Annotated in this window: 21 protein-coding genes; 7 read left to right on the forward strand and 14 right to left on the reverse strand. The window is 46.1% G+C overall.

What is annotated here, in order from left to right; genetic code table 11:
* Positions 1-4: 4 nt before the first annotated feature.
* The 11 genes from M1E06_RS14670 to M1E06_RS14720 all read right to left on the reverse strand — a co-directional run bounded on the left by M1E06_RS14670 (position 5) and on the right by M1E06_RS14720 (position 7,265).
* Positions 5-1,519, reverse strand: coding sequence for a phage portal protein (locus M1E06_RS14670; protein WP_048350215.1), 1,515 nt, complete (start codon positions 1,517-1,519; stop codon positions 5-7).
* Positions 1,520-1,522: 3 nt separating this feature from the next.
* Positions 1,523-2,821 (reverse strand): PBSX family phage terminase large subunit, encoded by a 1,299-nt coding sequence (locus tag M1E06_RS14675; RefSeq protein WP_048350214.1) that lies wholly within the window; start codon positions 2,819-2,821, stop codon positions 1,523-1,525.
* Complete coding sequence (locus tag M1E06_RS14680) at positions 2,818-3,618, reverse strand: terminase small subunit (protein WP_048350213.1); 801 nt, start codon at positions 3,616-3,618, stop codon at positions 2,818-2,820. Before M1E06_RS14680 ends, M1E06_RS14675 begins: the two co-directional genes overlap by 4 nt.
* A 144-nt stretch (positions 3,619-3,762) precedes the next feature.
* Positions 3,763-4,266: a sigma-70 family RNA polymerase sigma factor gene (locus tag M1E06_RS14685; protein ID WP_050820766.1), complete on the reverse strand. Its 504-nt coding sequence runs from the start codon at positions 4,264-4,266 to the stop codon at positions 3,763-3,765.
* A 116-nt stretch (positions 4,267-4,382) separates the two neighbouring features.
* On the reverse strand, positions 4,383-4,586 hold the full coding sequence (locus M1E06_RS14690; protein WP_048350211.1) for an XtrA/YqaO family protein: 204 nt from the start codon (positions 4,584-4,586) through the stop codon (positions 4,383-4,385).
* Positions 4,583-4,924, reverse strand: a complete 342-nt coding sequence (locus tag M1E06_RS14695) for a hypothetical protein (protein WP_216904248.1) — start codon at positions 4,922-4,924, stop codon at positions 4,583-4,585. Before M1E06_RS14695 ends, M1E06_RS14690 begins: the two co-directional genes overlap by 4 nt.
* A gap of 99 nt (positions 4,925-5,023) precedes the next feature.
* On the reverse strand, positions 5,024-5,194 hold the full coding sequence (locus M1E06_RS14700; protein WP_023856713.1) for a hypothetical protein: 171 nt from the start codon (positions 5,192-5,194) through the stop codon (positions 5,024-5,026).
* Positions 5,194-5,994 carry an ATP-binding protein gene (locus M1E06_RS14705; protein ID WP_025811606.1) on the reverse strand — a complete coding sequence of 267 codons (801 nt, stop codon included), beginning with the start codon at positions 5,992-5,994 and terminating at the stop codon, positions 5,194-5,196. Before M1E06_RS14705 ends, M1E06_RS14700 begins: the two co-directional genes overlap by 1 nt.
* Positions 5,894-6,718 (reverse strand): helix-turn-helix domain-containing protein, encoded by an 825-nt coding sequence (locus tag M1E06_RS14710; protein ID WP_216904241.1) that lies wholly within the window; start codon positions 6,716-6,718, stop codon positions 5,894-5,896. The genes M1E06_RS14705 and M1E06_RS14710 overlap by 101 nt, the downstream gene beginning before the upstream one ends.
* On the reverse strand, positions 6,719-7,015 hold the full coding sequence (locus M1E06_RS14715) for a hypothetical protein (protein ID WP_020451007.1): 297 nt from the start codon (positions 7,013-7,015) through the stop codon (positions 6,719-6,721).
* Positions 7,005-7,265, reverse strand: coding sequence for a helix-turn-helix transcriptional regulator (locus tag M1E06_RS14720; RefSeq protein ID WP_020451006.1), 261 nt, complete (start codon positions 7,263-7,265; stop codon positions 7,005-7,007). The genes M1E06_RS14715 and M1E06_RS14720 overlap by 11 nt, the downstream gene beginning before the upstream one ends.
* Before the next feature lie 172 nt (positions 7,266-7,437).
* Here M1E06_RS14720 and xre point away from each other — a divergent pair, with 172 nt between their 5' ends.
* Positions 7,438-7,791: an HTH-type transcriptional regulator Xre gene (gene xre / locus M1E06_RS14725; protein ID WP_020451005.1), complete on the forward strand. Its 354-nt coding sequence runs from the start codon at positions 7,438-7,440 to the stop codon at positions 7,789-7,791.
* Positions 7,792-7,979: 188 nt separating this feature from the next.
* Positions 7,980-8,636: an ImmA/IrrE family metallo-endopeptidase gene (locus tag M1E06_RS14730; RefSeq protein WP_020451004.1), complete on the forward strand. Its 657-nt coding sequence runs from the start codon at positions 7,980-7,982 to the stop codon at positions 8,634-8,636.
* Positions 8,637-8,648: 12 nt separating this feature from the next.
* Here M1E06_RS14730 and M1E06_RS14735 read toward each other — a convergent pair whose 3' ends face one another.
* Entirely contained in the window at positions 8,649-9,296 is a 648-nt protein-coding gene (locus tag M1E06_RS14735; RefSeq protein WP_020451003.1) for a poly-gamma-glutamate hydrolase family protein, read from the reverse strand.
* Positions 9,297-9,763: 467 nt separating this feature from the next.
* Between M1E06_RS14735 and M1E06_RS14740 the strand changes: the two genes are divergently transcribed.
* The 4 genes from M1E06_RS14740 (at position 9,764) to M1E06_RS14755 (ending at position 12,572) form a co-directional block, all read left to right on the forward strand.
* On the forward strand, positions 9,764-10,177 hold the full coding sequence (locus M1E06_RS14740) for a regulatory YrvL family protein (RefSeq protein WP_023856707.1): 414 nt from the start codon (positions 9,764-9,766) through the stop codon (positions 10,175-10,177).
* A 28-nt stretch (positions 10,178-10,205) separates the two neighbouring features.
* A complete protein-coding gene (locus M1E06_RS14745) occupies positions 10,206-10,442 on the forward strand; it encodes a hypothetical protein (protein ID WP_048350210.1) in 237 nt (78 codons plus the stop codon).
* Positions 10,443-10,552: 110 nt separating this feature from the next.
* Positions 10,553-11,131: a TetR/AcrR family transcriptional regulator gene (locus M1E06_RS14750; protein ID WP_048350209.1), complete on the forward strand. Its 579-nt coding sequence runs from the start codon at positions 10,553-10,555 to the stop codon at positions 11,129-11,131.
* Positions 11,132-11,147: 16 nt separating this feature from the next.
* Positions 11,148-12,572 (forward strand): DHA2 family efflux MFS transporter permease subunit, encoded by a 1,425-nt coding sequence (locus tag M1E06_RS14755; RefSeq protein ID WP_026579875.1) that lies wholly within the window; start codon positions 11,148-11,150, stop codon positions 12,570-12,572.
* A 57-nt stretch (positions 12,573-12,629) separates the two neighbouring features.
* On the opposite strand, the gene M1E06_RS14760 is transcribed toward M1E06_RS14755, so the two are convergent.
* A complete protein-coding gene (locus tag M1E06_RS14760) occupies positions 12,630-13,370 on the reverse strand; it encodes a 3D domain-containing protein (RefSeq protein WP_025811608.1) in 741 nt (246 codons plus the stop codon).
* Between the two features lie 450 nt (positions 13,371-13,820).
* Between M1E06_RS14760 and M1E06_RS14765 the strand changes: the two genes are divergently transcribed.
* Entirely contained in the window at positions 13,821-14,369 is a 549-nt protein-coding gene (locus M1E06_RS14765; protein ID WP_020450997.1) for an IseA DL-endopeptidase inhibitor family protein, read from the forward strand.
* Positions 14,370-14,413: 44 nt separating this feature from the next.
* On the opposite strand, the gene M1E06_RS14770 is transcribed toward M1E06_RS14765, so the two are convergent.
* Entirely contained in the window at positions 14,414-14,791 is a 378-nt protein-coding gene (locus M1E06_RS14770; RefSeq protein ID WP_023856701.1) for a VOC family protein, read from the reverse strand.
* Positions 14,792-14,801: the final 10 nt, after the last annotated feature.

The following is a 14,801-nucleotide window of genomic DNA, read 5'->3' on the forward strand; positions in this document are numbered from 1 at the left end:
GTGTTCACCTCCTTTCAGTGATCTGCTTCAATGTCTCGACGGCTTCCTGCAGTTCAGGGAGCAGCGCTCCGGCTTCTGCTTCAGCACTCTTTGCGCTTTCCTGGTAACCGAGCGGTCTGCTGAATTCTTCCTCCGGCCATTCATCAAGCGTCTTGCCGAGCACTCTGCCGGCCAGGTCGCGCAGATCATTTGCAGATACCGCCCCCGCTTGAATAAAAGGACCGAGCACTTTTGCAATCTCAAGCGGATCGCGAAAGTCCGGTCCTTTCAATTGAAGCCTCGCGTGGAAAATGTTTAAATCGCGGAGAAACAGCGTATTCAGCTTGCCGATCAATATTTTCCGCTCCGGTTCAAAAACCTGTTCTTCGGTGATTTTGCGGGCGGTATCGGCTGTCGCCCTGTTATATTCATGGGCATCACCGGTGTAGAGCGGTGGGAGCCTGAAGGAAGAGCGGATTTTATTTCGCGTTTTCTCGTCATATTCAAGAAACAGCGCATCTTCCTGCAAAATTTCGGCGAGGGATTTGATGTCCACTTTCACCGGCGTAATGTCCTGGCTGCCGTGAATGTCTTTTTCCTGGGCGATCCCCTCCGCTTCGATGAGCAAAAATTTGTGGGCATTTTCAACGCCTTCCAAGTCGTTCATGTATTCCTGCAGCTCTCTGTACGAAGCCTCTGAGAGCATGCCGTTTTCAACCGTAATGACGGCGGGTACGTGCCGGCCTTGTCTGAAGTACATATAATTCAGCTCTTCCGCTTTCCGCGCTCCGTACAGGTTGACGATATTTCCGATCCAGCGCGGAACGCCGTAGACGCCGCTGCCGATTTTAAAATGGATCGCTTCATTCGCGCTTCGTTCAGGCGGAGTCTGTCCGTTAAACGCACCGGTGGTCATATCCATGACGCGCGGATCGCCGTACTCTTTAAAGTACACCTTCCTGCCGTCAATCATCTGAACGTATTTGCGGAACCTTTTCTCCCTTTTGAACGTTTTCAGCGATCCGTTTTCCATGTAGGCGAATTCAACTTCGATCGGTTCTGTCAATCCGCATACGCGCATATTTTTGACATCGAGGTATTCAATTCCGGCCGGCTGCCCCGCACCGTTTCTGAGCACCTCCAAAAACCCGTTTCCCGTTTTTTCGCGGTCCTCTATCATATGGCTTAAAATCGTTTCAGCCGATTCATCGAAATGAAGATGGCGGCAAAAATCTTCAAGCCTTGTCCAATCGGTCTCAGCAGCCTTTTTCTGATCGGGCGTCACATCCGCACCATTAAAATCAAAAGCGTACTCGACATCAAGCCCGAACCCCGCAATATTCGTTTTATAGGCGTCAATGCACTGCTGAAGAATGGAAGAATATTCAGCAATGGCTTTCAGTTCTTTCAAATTGTACGGCGGTGCGATAATCTCATCTCCGTAGATCTCCGAAAATTGATCTTCATATATTTGTTTTGTTACAGGCTCGTGAAAACGGGATTTCATGACTTTCGCTCTTACCGTTTGCTGAGTGGACATACACTATCTCCCCCTTTTCCTGTTCGGACGTTTTCTCGCTTCCGGCTCAGCCTTCAAATCGGTGACTTCATAATCATCAAGCGCGTACCATAGCGCGGAAAGCGTGTGAGGATCAATTGTAAACTGATCCTCTTTCAGATTGCCGTCTTGATCCGTCGCATAGGTCAGCGGCTGCAATTCGTAGATCGTATTGGCACATCGGTCAGAACAGAATATTTTTTTAAACCGCTTGATTTTTTTCGTATATTGCAGGCGCGAGCCTTGGAACTTGCGGGCTGCGGTCATGTTGAAACCGTTCTGCCTGAAAAACTGAATGCTTTTCGGCTCGGCCGGATCGGCTTTGATCAGCTCCTTCGTAACCGCGAATTCGTTAAGCTCTTCAGCCGTCTTGTCGTCTGTCATTTTATTTTTGTAGTACTCCCAATAAATATAGAGATATTTTTTGTCGGGATCGACGGCCGCCCGGACGACGGCATTGTATGATTCCTCAAATCCGAAATCCATTCCGGTTCTCTTCAGCGGGTTGGAAATGGCGGAGATCCGCCTCATGACCTCCTCATGCTCCATCACTTCAAATTGCGGCAAAACCCTGGTGCCGTTTACCCCGAACCGTCCTTTTCTGGCAATCCGGTACAGGTCAGGGTCATATGCTTTCATATCATCAAGCTGTTTGAGGTAGCTTTTCGGCAAAAACAGGTTGTCATCAGCTGTGGAATGGTGGTAAAACGTATCACCGACGACAGCGACCCGCTTTTCATACAAAACCTCATCATCCAAAATAAACCGCTTGTTCCGCTCGTCCTTGAAAAAGTGTCTGTACGTCCAGTTTGACTGGCTGACGGGGTTTGTCGTCAACATCATATACAGCCTGTGATCAGGATGCCTCAGCCGGCCGATCAGTTCCTTGAAGCCTTCATACTTCACTTCCGAACATTCTTCGATCCAAATCAGCGAGATGTTGTTGACGGATTTCAATTTCGCCGGGTTATCCATCCCTTTAAAAATAATCCGGCTGCCGTTTGCAAACCTGATGTGCATCGGTGAAGAAACCGCCTCGGCCGCCTTTTGAACACCCAGCTCATCGATAATGGTAGCGAATAAAGAAAAAGTCGAATCCCTGTGTGTTTCAAACACTTCCCTTACAACAAGAGCGGTGCGCTTTTCCTGCAGCAGCTTTAATACGACTTTTAAAGCGGTATGATAGCTTTTCGACGAACCGTATCCGCCGACAAGAAATTGAAACGTCTGATCCCAGTTAAACAAATAATCTTCAAAATGCGGATTGACTTCTTTCATGATCAAGCCGAATCACCTTTTCGGGTGATGACCACTTCAACGGATCCTGATTCCGCATCTTTGTCGGCTTTTTGTCTGGCGAGCTTCAGCTTCTCATTTTCAATTTTCCGCTTAAATGAATCAGGGAAAAGGTCGAAATACTGCGAGAGCTTCTCGAGCGCCTTCATTTTATCGGCCAGCTTGATTGCGATTCCTTCTTTCCCGAGTTTCGCTTCTGTGATAACTGTGCCATCGACGAGGTCGGAATGTTTCACATCGACAAAGCTGATCTCTTTCATAACCGGATTGTTTTCTTCATCAAACAGCGGTCCGGACTTTCCGACAGCCTGTACCTCTTTTTTGCCGAAAGTCACATAATCGGTGATATCGGCAAACGCGATTTTTACATAGACTTGGAGAACATCCATCGCCTCGACGAATATCTCCCCTACCATTTCTTTTTTGATCCGCCTGATTTCATCGGCCACCTTTTCGTTTTTCAGAAGCCGGCAGCCTGTCACATGAGCGCTGGCCGGGGAATAGCCCGCTTTTACCGCTGCTTGGGTGGCATTGAAGCTTTTCACATAATAGATGCAAAACAGCCGCTGCCGTTCATTCAGCCCTTCATTGCGGATGTCTGCTTTTCCTCGGCTCGTATCATCCCCGTTTACAGCCTCTTTCCAGCGGTCGCGGATTTTCCAAACGCTGACTTTTTTATTCGAAACGCCGAGTTCTCTTGCGATTGCGAGATTCGTAATGTTTCCCCCGTATTGTTGATAGAGACGAAAAGCTTCATCCCTTTTTGGATCCCTTTTCCTTGGCATTGTTCATCTTCACCGCCTCTCATTCTCGGAAACAGTAATATTTCATCGCTATATGAATCTTCCTTTATGAACAGGATGCTTAGTTATATATTTTTCTCTTTTCACTTATAGGTGGCAAACGTATGACAAAAGACAGATATATCGTTATGCCATACAATCGAGAGGCTTTTCGATTTGTTTTGTGATTTTCAGCTGCGCTCGTTTCACATTGGTTTGAACAGTAGACTTTTTGATGCCGAGCATGGCGGCAATCCGCTCATAGGAAAACTGTTCGACCTTATGTAAAATGAAGATTTCTTTTTCGCGTGCCGTAAGGGCAGACAGCGCGGTTTCAATCCGGGCTTTATCGTACGCTGACACTTCTTGAGCCGGTTCAAATGAAATCTGTTCTGAGAACGTGTCGATGATCAGCGGATCTTTCAGCAGCATCCGTTTATAAGCGTCTCGCCTGTCAATCGCCCGTCTGATTCCCGGCTCCCTTCCGTTTTCAAGCCAGTCGATCACATATTCCAAATCGGTCATCATGTTTCTGATCAGTTTTTTATCTTTTAATTGTTCAGCAGTCAGCCCTTGTTCATCCTGATAGGCCCGATACAGCTTTTTCGTGTTTTTCAGCGCTCTTTTATATTCGAAAAGCAAATCTTCCATTTTGTGTACCTCCGTTTTTTGAAATAAAAAAGGACACCAATCAGCCGCACAGTAAGATGTGCATCTGATCAGCGTCCGCAGGCTTTCCGTCTTGGACTAATATTCAAGTTGTAGAGCTATAGCTTATAGCCGATTTCAAACTCGACCCTTGCGAGGTCTCCCTTTCTCGTTTCAATGACAGTTTTGCCGTGTTCAGGAGCCTCGGCCTGCCATGCTGTGCCGTTCATTCCGTCAAGAACGATTACCGTCACCTTTCCTTTTTTAAGGCGGCTTGCAAGCGTCGTATCGTTGATATTTGTTAACTTTGCCGGATGGTTCATCTTTTTTCCTCCTCTTCAAATTCCGCGTTTGCGACGACTTTTTCTAAAATATTCATCAATTGATTCTCAACTGAATCACTGGAAGCAGGCCGTTTTCGCTTCAAATAGGCAAGCGTGAGCTTCGCTGCGGTCAAAAGTTCGGGAGCCGCGGCGATTAAGCGGGCATTTTTTTCCTTGGAATATGCGCTGTAGTCGGCGACTTTGGCAATCACCCGCCCGCTGGAATAAGGAAACCGTTTCTTTTCGGCTTTACTGTAAGCTGAATAAATGTACAGGTCGCTATTTGTTCTGACAACGCGCCATGGTGACGGGCTGTACGTCGCACTTTCGTTCTTCACGTTTGTCTTCCTCACTTTCCGTCTTCTTCGTGCCATCGTTTCATTTGTGCGTCTCTTTTTGCTGCTGTCCAGATGATGAGAATCATCGCTTTTAAACATTTAAGCACCTTGTTTCACCCTTGTTTTCATTTTTGCAATCAGCGCTTCCAGATGTTTGATCACATCCGTCAAATCGCCGCTTTCAGCGCGGCAGTTTGGACAAGCGCAGAACATCGTTCCGATCCTTGCGTCCTGGTGGACTGATTTTCTCCCGTTACATAGCGGGCACATCAAACCATCCCCTCCAGTCTATGATTGATGCCGAAAGAGCTCCCGTTCAGGACGACGAGAAAGTCCTGGCACATTTCAACCAGCCTCGTTCCGAGCGCTTCGTCTATGCTGACAATTTCTTCAACGCTTAGCTCGCTGGACAGCATGATCGGCTTATGGTTCAAATACCTGTAATTGACGACAGCATATGTCTGTTCGATCTGCCATTCCGTCGCCCGCGGCCTGCCTCCCACCGGTTTAAACAGGTCATCGAGAAACAGCACCTCGACTCGCTTCATCCGGTTCAGCTTATCCTCAAGCAATGAGAAATCCTGTTTTAAATCGTTGAATCCTTCGACAAAAGGAAAATAAAGGACGGGTACGAAATGCTTCCTCATCAGCTCATTGGCGGCGGCCGTCAGCAAATGCGTCTTCCCTGAACCGGGTCGTCCCAAGAACGCGATGCTGTTTTTGCGGCTTTCCCGGATGTCCCGGTAAGCTTGTACATATTCAACGGCGCATTCATACGCCTCTTTTACAGATTGGTGTTTTCCTTTCGTCTTGAACTGAGCAAAATTTAAGTTTTTAAATTGTTCGGTGATTTCGCTCGATTTCAACAGCTTTTGCGCTTTCCGCCATTCGCGGCAGGCGCATGATACCCATACTTCCATCGTTCCGCGCCGTTCGATAAATCCAAGTTCATCTTTGCATTTCGGACAGTCATACCGTTTTGCGGCGGATTCTTCCGGTTTGTCCCCCTGTGATAGACAGCTCCTGTTTCTCAGTTCGTCCATGATCTCTTCGATTGTTCTTTTGGACATTGTTCTCCCTCCTGACAGTTGTTTTCTCTTCCGCTTCAGCCAGCCGGCCGATTATATATTTTTCACAGTAGCTGAAGACCTTGATCGTTTCATTGCGGCTTCGGCGCCGCGCCTCATACTCTTCAAAGCATTGTTCAAGCCATTTGATTGTTTGCGGAATAGACACTCCGCGGGCGACAATCCGGGCGATGGCCTGGTAGTCTTTTGACGAGGGATGGACAGGCTTTCCTTCCTGCAAAGACCTAAGGGCGGCAAATCGGTCTGCTATTGTTTTTATGGAAGTCATATTATGTTTTGTGTTGATTTGTGTGATATCTTTATTGGATTGGACAAGGATGTCCGCACGGCCAGTCTCTTCTGTCCGAACAGAACTGCCTGACCGGACATGGCTGGCATAGGCAAATTTCTTTGAATGTCTGACTGACAAAATCATTCCGTAAGGCGCTCTTGTGACTGCAATGTAGCCGTTTCGTTCGAGAAGAGCGAGCCATCTTCTAACCGTTTTTTCGTTGACGCCGAATTGAAGAGCCAATTCTGCGGCTTTCAGCGGTTTGTTGCCGAGCACGATGCCCCATGTCATCCCATCGCGTTCGATTTCCTTAGTTGTTGAACTGATGCACCATAAAAACAGCCAAATGGCATTGCCTATTTTCTCGTAGTGCACAGGTGTTAAAAGCCCTGAGTAAACGGAAAAGGGATAGCTTTGATCGAGCGGACGGGACATTCATCTTCCCCCTTCCTTGTGCCTTCTGCGGTTCAGTCTGAGATACCGTTCGTATTGGCCTTTACGATCGAATTGGAATACAGGCTTTCCGTCTTTCGTAAAAGCGATGAATCCCCCGGCTTCGCCGAGCCGCCATTGATCAAAACGGTCTGAGCTGTAGGAAATCACAATTTTACCCATTCTGCCTCCTTGTGGATATCCGGCGGGTCCGCCATGTCTTCGCATTTGCTCTCTGTCGGCTTCCTTTGGATAGCCGTGCGTTCGAATGTGTGTGACCATCGGATGTTCAAGATTCATGACATCGCCTTCTTTCATACAGAGTTCCTTTGATACAATATGTATCCAAACAGACCTGAAAAAGATCGGGAAACAGCAATCGATCAGGAACTGAGTAAAGCGTTTCGAATTTCAGCATCGTTTCTCTGCCGGGATTGCGTGTTCCCCTTTCGATTTTGCGAACATAAACCTCGGAGAGTCCAAGCCTTTCCGACACTTGCTTTTGGGTCCATACCCTCTTACAACGCTCTTCGATCAACCGTTTTCGCACATGTTCTCACTCCCTGTTTTTGATACAATACGTATCTGATGATTTGATTATATATGATACACTTCTTATCATCAATACTTTTTTGATACTTTTTTTATCATATATTTATTTCGATACATTTTGTATCTATAATAGAGATAAACATGCCGAATTGAGGAAGAGAGGTCATTCTATGTTAGGCGGCAGACTGAAGAGCCTGAGAGGAAAACGGACACAGGAAGAAGTTGCAAAGCAGATCGGTGTATCGCGGGCCCGCTACTCCCATTACGAAAACGGAAGAAGCGAGCCGGACTATGAAACATTAAAAAAACTCGCCGATTACTATAAAGTGACGATTGACTATCTGTTGACAGGAACGGAAAAGAAAAAAACGATTGAAGACGAAATCGCAGATCCGGATCTGCAAATTGCATACCGAGACATGCAGGAATTTTCCCCCGAAAGCAGACAGCAGGCCATCGAGTTCATTCAATACTTAAAAGAAAAAGAGAAAAAACGAAAGCCCGGAGATAAACAAAACGGATAAAAAAGGAATTTTTATTAAACATTACCTGATGAGCGCCGATTTAATAGTTAAGACGATAAAAAAGGGAAAGATTTGCTAAAGAGGCTGCTCATCGTATATGATAGATCTGCATGAAAACATGACAGCCCCTTTGACGGGCTTTTCTTTCCCGCTAAAAACAGAACATTTGTTCGAAAGGGTGTCTCGTATTGAAGTTTTACTTATCTCACCTAGAAGAATACGTCAAAAATATGTATCAAAAGTTTGGTTTTTTTGAACCCCACCACATTGATATGAATCGCATAGCCGCTCATTTTAACATTTGGATTCACTATGAAAATGTCAACAGCATGATGATTAAGCATGACGGCATGTACAGCATCATTCTCAACAGCAGCCTTTCAAAGGAAAAGCAGTGGGAGGATTTTGCCCATGAGTTATGCCACGTATTAAAGCACGCGGGAAACCAGCTTTATATGAATCAGATGTTCAGGGAGCTGCAGGAATTCCAGGCCAATCAATTTATGTACCATTTTTGCGTCCCTACTTTTATGCTTTTAAAAATGGATTTTCCCCAGCTGCGATGCCAAGCCGCTAAAATGATCGCCGACCTCTTTAAAGTCACGGAATCGTTCGCTGTCAAACGGATCGAGCTCTTTGAAAAACGGCAAGCCGGGATCCAGTTTCATGAGGCATGGATGGCGAGCCTTTCCCAAGAGAGCGAATCAGCGAATGCTGCTCGCCTTAAAGAAGAAGACGAACTTGCACGCTACCGTCGGGAAACCCGCCGCCCGTACACAACGGCAAACGGCGTCGGCAAAATGGTCGCGGCAGAAAGCCGGCCGGCGTATATGCTGAGAAAATAAAAAACAGCCGGCTCAGCTCCCGGCTGCACTCGGCCCATATGCGATGCGGGCTCCTGCCTTCAAAGCTTTGACATAGCGGGAAAACACCTCATTTTGAGACGTTCGCCTGCCCTTTAATGTGAATTGCTCAAACATCGCCTTCCGCTGGGCAGTGCTGATTTCAAACTGCACGCTTAACCCTGTTTGGCAGCGATTGTTGATGCTTGCAGGGTTTGTACCTGAAAGATATCCCCTTTCAGCCGCCAGCTCCGCAGAAAATCCGTGCTTCTCCAATGTCTCCGCAAACAACAAGGCGCGCCTTCGATCTGTCCCCCCGATGAGCGTATGCCGGCGGAAAGGCTCGTCATATCCGTGGAACGCCAGTATGTATCGATGTCCTGCAGCCATTCGCACGGCAAGCGGGCAGTCAAAATGGGCGCTTGTCACATGAAGACTCTTATTGCCGCGCCTTTTCAATCCTTCCAATAAATAAACCGAAGAACCCGCTGCAAAAGCCCTGACAATTTCACTGATGCCCGGTTCGATCCCGCCCCCGTGGGGAGCCATCACAAGCAGTGCGCTCCCTGCATCCCGCGCAGCCACCGAATAATCGGTTCCTTCTATTTCATTTTCTGCCATCTCTGTAAAGCTGCCGTATTGGTCAGTTAAAGCCTGCTTCATCTCTTGATTTTTTGCACCTGCCTGTCCTGTTTTTATGTAGTGTACCGGGAGTCGCAGCGGTTGTAAATATGTTCCCTCTAGGAAAATAAAAATCTCTTTATGAGATTTAAAAGATTAAAGCAATTGAACCAAAATCGAAAATCACCTAAGGCACGAAAATAATTCTTCTAGTAAACACGTCGGTTTTAGAACAAGCAAATACGAAATATGATTAACAAAGTAAGGTTGCCGGCTGACAGCCTTTTTCATTTGGGATCCTATCCTCTTTGCAGCCCTAATGAAAACGCTCCAAATATGATATATGGTAATTAATTAGGTCTCGAAAAACCCATAAGGAATTTTTCAGAACGCTCTCTCCACTCCCCCCTTCCACACAAACTTTAACCCCAAAATCTCATTAATAACTCACAACCGGATATTTTTCTGATATCATGAATATACACTGCATGATTAGGAATGAATGTTTAATGATTAAAAAAACTCTCGGTACCATGCTCGCAGTGACTCTGATCTTTCTGTTGATCCTCACTGTGTTTACGCTCTTATTCGGGTCTTATTATTTCGGCGTCGCCGGCTTTTTCGCGATTTTCGGCGTGACATACGAATCGCCCTGGTCGCTCTTCTGGTATATCCTTTTATCCTTTGGCCTCGGTGCGCTGTTTGAAATCCCGGAAAAGATTTTGAGCTTTATGATCGGTCATAAAGCCGTGACCTTTATGATCGAATGTTTTTTTACGTGGCTTGCCATCCATCTCGCTGATGAATTGATGGACAGCATCACCATCCCGCTGGATGTGGAAATCATCGCCTGTCTGTTTTTATTCGTCATTCAGCTGGCATTTGAAGACAACAAAGAAAGAAACCGGACATACGAGGATTGAGAAACATTCGCGAAGGGAGAATAGAACTGTGACGTTTATCATTTTAATGGCCGGAATGTTTCTTTTTATTCAACTCAAAAAACCGTTCCGCAAGAAAATCTTCGGCTACGTTTTTTTGGCCGTTTATTTAACGGTGCTCGCACTCTATACCATCAATTCCACTTTTGTTCACCTCATATCTGACAGCCTTTTGTCGATCTTGGCAGTGATCGCTGTGGCGCCGCTGCTTGCCGGCTTTCTGAAGCCTTCAGCGGATTCCCGGTGAACCGAATATGGACAAATCGTCCTTTTTCTAAAACAGGCCTTCAAAAAAGGTCTTTTTTTTCGTTAAAATTATATAGACCGATCAGTATAAAATCATAAGGGAATGATAGGATGGCAGAAAAAATGAGCAGCCGCGACAAAATATTGCGGGCGGCTTCACGATTGTTCCGCAAACAAGGCTACCATGCCACAGGTCTGAGCCAAATCACAGCCGAAAGCGGAGCGCCGCGGGGATCGCTTTATTATTATTTTCCCGGCGGCAAAGAAGAGCTGGCGCAAGAGGCGATTCAATTAACCGGGGAAAGAATCAAAGCGTATATATTGTCAGCGATCAGCCATGAAGCTGATCCTGTCAAGGCGTTTCAATCTTATATCCAGATGATGGCTGACGGAATCGAGGAATACATCATGGAAGAAAACGATGATATTCCAATCGTATCCGTCGCCGCAGAAACGTGGTCGTTCAGCGAAAGGCTCCGCCAAACTTGTGAACAGGTTTATCAAGACTGGCAGCTTGTCTATCAGGATAAACTGCTCCAGTCAGGCTACGCGCCGGAAACGGCCGAGACGCTGAGCGTCGCGATACAGGCGATGATTGAGGGTGCGTATGTGCTCTCAGTGACGAAAAAAAACGGTCGGCCTCTCAGTGCAGCCGCCGAACAAATTCCTTTTTTACTAAAACGATCATAAAGGGTGGGAAATGCAAATGGAACATGCTAAAAAAGGCTCCTTCATGATTATCGCCATTTTAATCGTCGGAAATTTTCTCGCTCTGATTAATGAGACGGTTATGAATGTGGCTTTGCCGAAGATCATCGACGATTTCGGCATTTCAGCGAATACGGCCCAGTGGCTGTCAACCGGATATATGCTCATGATCGGCATCGCTGTGCCGATTACCGCGTTTTTAATGCAGCGCTTTACGACAAGGCAGTTGTTTCTGTCTGCGATGACATTGTTTACAGCGGGAACCTTTCTGGCCGGAATCGCTCCGGTCTTCCCGCTCGTTCTCGCCGGACGGATCATCCAAGGCTCAGGTACAGGTTTGATACTGCCGCTTGTGATGAATGTGATATTGACTTTGATTCCGCCGCAAAAACGCGGAACGATGACCGGAATCCTAACGCTCGTTATTTTATTTGCCCCGGCGATCGGTCCGGTCATCTCAGGCTATATTGTCGAGCATTATTCATGGCGCGTTGTTTTCTTCATGATGCTGCCAGTATCGGTTTTCATGATTTTTTATGCGGCGTTCCGCCTGAAAAATGTAACCGAACTGACGTATCCGAAAATTGACATATTATCTATTCTTTTATCGACTGTCGGGTTTGGCGGAATCGTTTTCGGCTTCAGCAACGCCGGGGAAGCTGCGGGCTGGAGCAGTCCGAAAGTGATCATCGGACTGGCAGCCGGTGTCATCGGATTAATATTGTTCGTCATGCGCCAGCTCAAATTGAAAGTGCCGATGCTTGATATGAGGCCGTTTCAGTCAAAAATATTTTCCGTCTCGGTTATCCTGATGTGGATCGTGATGATGCTACAGTTTTCGATGATGCTGATTTTGCCGCTTTACTTCCAGATGGCGCTTGAGCTGTCACCGCTTTATACAGGCATTCTTATGCTGCCGGGCGGCCTTGTCCTGGCGATGACATCTCTTGTTGCAGGACGCCTGTTTGATAAGCTTGGCTTTAAACCGCTGTTGATCACCGGGTTGATCATTGTGATTGCCGTCCTTTCGCTGTTTACGAATATTTCAAGCGATACGCCGATGGCGGCGGGAATGATGCTGTACGCCGGCTTCACACTCGGCGTCGGGTTAACGATGGCTCCGATCATGACGCTCGGTTTAAACCAGGTGCCCAAACCGCTGTACCCGCATGGCTCGGCGATTATGAATACGGTCAATCAAGTGTCAGGGGCCATCGGTCCGGCATTGTACACGACAATTCTGACGACCGTTTCGAATCGCTTTATCGCGCATTCTTCAGGAGCCAGCCGTCAGGAGCTGCACATGCAAGGTATGACAGAAGGCGTTCATATGGTTTATTTCGTAGCCATCGTCTTTGCAGCAGCTGCTCTTGTGATTTCGGTTTTTGTGAAAAGCAGTCGCGGGGAACATCATCCAGCATAAACATCGATCCATCAAAAAAATGCAGGAGGCATGAAGCGCCTCCTGCATTTTTTTATATTAGTTTAAAATTTTGACCTTTACGGTTTTGACGCCCCAATTGAAAGCGTCTTTTTTATCTGGAATAAATACGTCTATTTTATGGCCTTTAATGGCGCCTCCGGTGTCTTCAGCCGTCGCTTCGCCGTAGCCTTCCACATATACTTTCGTACCGAGCGGAATCACGCTTGGATCAACCGCGATGACTTTTGCATCACGGTTCGCATTCAGGTCGACTCCCGTTTTTGTGATGCCTGAAATGCCCCCGTCATTTGCCGTATACGCAGTTGCAGTCACTGTGATTTCCTTTTGCACGTTGACAGGCTGATCGTTTTGTTTTTGCGCGGACTCTTGTTTCACAGGCGCTGCAGCAGCAGCCTCTCCTGCTTCTCCATTTATCGCAATCGTTTGCCCTGCAATAATCAGGTCCGACTTCAGATTGTTCCGTTTTTGAAGATCGCTTACAGTTACACCGAACTCTTTTGCGATTTTTGAGAGCGTGTCCCCTAGCTGAACGGTGTACTGCTTTTCTTCAGATTTTTCTTCTTGAGAAGAAATGTTCAGCTTTTGACCCGGTAAAATCAGATCTGATGAAAGCTGATTCCATTTTTTTAAGTCCTTGAGGTTCATTCCGTAGTTTTGAGAAATCCCCCAGAGCGTGTCTCCTTTTTGAACTTCGATTTCTTTTGCTGAGGCAGTCGCTCCGAATGCAGTCGCCGACATAGCTGCGGCTGCAGCCAAGGACATGATTGTCTTCTTCATAAGTTAAATCCTCCCTTGTTAGCCCTTTTGAAACTAACAGGGAAAATCGTAACACAGCAAAATGTCACCGCTATGACAGATTGATGCGAATTTCGTTACAGTTTTTTTACTGATAAAGTTTGATTTTATGTAAAATTCTGATTTTCAACAACATGATTCCTTTATGTTTCAGACGTCCTCTTTCCTGCTCTTGACGCTGGTTCAAGCTGGAATTCTTTTTCAGTATAAGATGTTTTTTCAACATGAAGCTTTTGTGTTTATGAGAAGAGAAATTCGGGAAAACGAATCAATAAACGTAATTTATTTTCCTAAACATATAACCCCAGTCGCTTTTATGTCGTCATATATTAGAAAACAGCGGAGGAAAATTTTTCTCGCAAATCTCTTGTAATCCATCTGTAATTATTGTAACATTTGTAACATAAGAGATATATTTAAGGAGAGAGGAACATGAAAAAGTTAATCGTTTGTTTATTAGCTGTTTTACTCATCTTACCTGCCGGAGCATCTCTCGCAGCGAAAAACCAAACATCAGGGAATTTAACAAATAAACAAGTCATGCAAATGACTTTGCAGGCACGGGAGCACTTTTGGAATACGATGAGCGGCCACAATCCAAAAGCGAAAAACTCAACTTGCCAAACCAAAACATTTGAATACCGCGGTCTTCCATATACGTATATGTGCAGTGAATTCAGCACAAAAGCAAAGTTAACAGATTACTTGGCACCGGTTTTCACAAAAGACGCCATTAAAAAAGGATTTGAAAAATACAACATTATGTCTTATAAAGGAAAAATGGCCGTTCCTGTCGGCGATGGGGACAACCTCTTAGGATGGGACAAAGCAACAATCAAACTGATTTCTCAAAAAAACAATACCCGCACCTATGAATTTTCCGTACCGGCATTGGATGGATCGGTGACTGCGAAAAGAAAGATCACGTTTGTGAAAGAAGACAAAAAATGGAAAATCAATCAGCTCGATGCTGCCATCTAAACGAAAAAAGCTAATGTCTAAAAACGGACATTAGCTTTTTTCCGTCAAACGGTCAGCTCAACGATGTTGCCGTCAGGATCCAGGATGACGCTTTCATAATACCCGTCACCCGTGACGCGCGGCTTTCCGGCAACCTGGTATCCTTCCTTTTCAAAGCGGCTCGTCATCTCGTCAACCTCTTGCCGCGACCCTAAGGAAAACGCCATATGTGCATAGCCGGAAGCGTTTTCCTCTCCTTTTGCAAGGTCGGGACGTCTCATCAGCTCAAGCCGTGTTCCCGATTCAAACTGAATGAAATAGGATTCGAAATGCTTTTTCGGATTGACGTATTTTTCATTCGCCTTTCCGTGAAAAAACCGGGTATAAAAGTCTTTCATTTCCTCTAAATTGTTCGTCCATATAGCGATGTGTTCGATTTTCATAAAATCTCCC

This window comes from Bacillus sp. AK124, from assembly GCF_053903085.1.

Bases quoted from the DNA above. Each gene is read 5' to 3' on its own strand.
- M1E06_RS14765 (WP_020450997.1), top strand. From the start codon at position 13,821: ATGAAAAAGTTAATCGTTTGTTTATTAGCTGTTTTACTCATCTTACCT.
- M1E06_RS14770 (WP_023856701.1), bottom strand. From the start codon at position 14,791: ATGAAAATCGAACACATCGCTATATGGACGAACAATTTAGAGGAAATG.
- xre (WP_020451005.1), top strand. From the start codon at position 7,438: ATGTTAGGCGGCAGACTGAAGAGCCTGAGAGGAAAACGGACACAGGAA.
- M1E06_RS14670 (WP_048350215.1), bottom strand. From the start codon at position 1,519: ATGTCCACTCAGCAAACGGTAAGAGCGAAAGTCATGAAATCCCGTTTT.
- M1E06_RS14705 (WP_025811606.1), bottom strand. From the start codon at position 5,994: ATGTCCAAAAGAACAATCGAAGAGATCATGGACGAACTGAGAAACAGG.
- M1E06_RS14715 (WP_020451007.1), bottom strand. From the start codon at position 7,015: ATGAATCTTGAACATCCGATGGTCACACACATTCGAACGCACGGCTAT.
- M1E06_RS14690 (WP_048350211.1), bottom strand. From the start codon at position 4,586: ATGAACCATCCGGCAAAGTTAACAAATATCAACGATACGACGCTTGCA.
- M1E06_RS14710 (WP_216904241.1), bottom strand. From the start codon at position 6,718: ATGTCCCGTCCGCTCGATCAAAGCTATCCCTTTTCCGTTTACTCAGGG.
- M1E06_RS14680 (WP_048350213.1), bottom strand. From the start codon at position 3,618: ATGCCAAGGAAAAGGGATCCAAAAAGGGATGAAGCTTTTCGTCTCTAT.
- M1E06_RS14685 (WP_050820766.1), bottom strand. From the start codon at position 4,266: ATGGAAGATTTGCTTTTCGAATATAAAAGAGCGCTGAAAAACACGAAA.
- M1E06_RS14755 (WP_026579875.1), top strand. From the start codon at position 11,148: ATGGAACATGCTAAAAAAGGCTCCTTCATGATTATCGCCATTTTAATC.
- M1E06_RS14700 (WP_023856713.1), bottom strand. From the start codon at position 5,194: ATGTGCCCGCTATGTAACGGGAGAAAATCAGTCCACCAGGACGCAAGG.
- M1E06_RS14750 (WP_048350209.1), top strand. From the start codon at position 10,553: ATGGCAGAAAAAATGAGCAGCCGCGACAAAATATTGCGGGCGGCTTCA.
- M1E06_RS14760 (WP_025811608.1), bottom strand. From the start codon at position 13,370: ATGAAGAAGACAATCATGTCCTTGGCTGCAGCCGCAGCTATGTCGGCG.
- M1E06_RS14740 (WP_023856707.1), top strand. From the start codon at position 9,764: ATGATTAAAAAAACTCTCGGTACCATGCTCGCAGTGACTCTGATCTTT.
- M1E06_RS14735 (WP_020451003.1), bottom strand. From the start codon at position 9,296: ATGAAGCAGGCTTTAACTGACCAATACGGCAGCTTTACAGAGATGGCA.